Source organism: Faecalitalea cylindroides ATCC 27803, assembly GCF_000469305.1.
In the GTDB taxonomy this organism is placed as follows: Bacteria; Bacillota_I; Bacilli_A; order Erysipelotrichales; family Erysipelotrichaceae; genus Faecalitalea; species Faecalitalea cylindroides.
Genome location: NZ_KI270962.1, coordinates 1 through 1,158, shown reverse-complemented (window position 1 = coordinate 1,158; position 1,158 = coordinate 1). Strand labels below are relative to the sequence as shown.

The 1,158-nt window shown below is 27.0% G+C and carries 1 protein-coding gene; it reads right to left on the bottom strand.

Annotated features, from left to right (window positions below):
- Positions 1-45: 45 nt before the first annotated feature.
- Positions 46-1,158 (bottom strand): ATP-binding protein (locus HMPREF0367_RS01120; RefSeq protein ID WP_035400327.1); only part of this gene is annotated, 1,113 nt, incomplete at its 5' end.

Below are 1,158 nucleotides of genomic sequence, written 5' to 3'. Positions count from 1 at the left end.
TACATAGTTTCTCATTGATACAAATTAAGTTGAATTTATTAGATATTAAAATAATTTATTCTCTGTCATAAATTCAATTATATTAATATGTTCAATACCATTTCTCTTTTTCAAAATATAGTCTGTCGTCGCAACATATTTTGGGTAATTGTCTTTAATTTTTTCTAATGGTCTATACTCTCTATCCTCTGTATCTTTACTTAAAGCTATAGTATACGACACTTGGATATAACTGTAGTTCAGCTTTGAGTCTCTCAAAATAAAATCACACTCTAGTTTGCCAATTCTTCCAACGCTTACTGAGTAATTATGACTCTTTGTGTATAGATAAACAATATTCTCTAAACTCGGTCCATAATTAAATTGATTGTCTGTATTTAATGCATAATAAAAACTAAGATCTGATAAATAATATTTCTTTTCTCCCTTTATCATCTTTTTTGATTTCATATCAAATTTTGTACATTCATAAATTATTTTTGCATCTAATAGAGCTTGGATGTATCTAGATACTGTAGCTTTACTTATTGAATTTCCATGTTTTTTTAAATTATCTACTATTCCATTAATACTTATTAGTGATCCGTAATTATTAATAATGAAATTTCTAACTATTTCAAATGCATCTCTATCTCTTATCTTTAATCGTCTTCTTATGTCTTTTTCAAAGATTTCTTTTATAACTCCTAGAGTATAACTCCTTTTATCTTCTAAATCATCAAACTGAACAGCCCTAGGAAAACCACCTTCCAGAATAAAAGAATTCAATTCCTGTAATGGATTAGTATTTATGGGTTTTCCAAAGAACTTCTTCATATTTTGATATTCTTCAAAATTTAAAGTAAAAATCTCAAATTCAACATATCTCCCTGTTAATTTAGTAGATAATTCACCACTGAGCAAATAAGAATTTGATCCTGTAATAAAAATTGAATACTCTTCTTCCATTCTAAATCCATTTAAAACTAATTCAAAATTTCTAACATTTTGAACTTCATCGATAAATAAGTATTTTATACCTTCGATTCCCTTGGACTTTTCTTCAATTAACCGCTCAAGCTGGTCATCATCAGTAACTTTTCTATATTCTCTTCTATCTAAATCAAGATAGATAATATTCTCAGCAGAAACCCCTTTTGCAATCAATTCATCTACAAT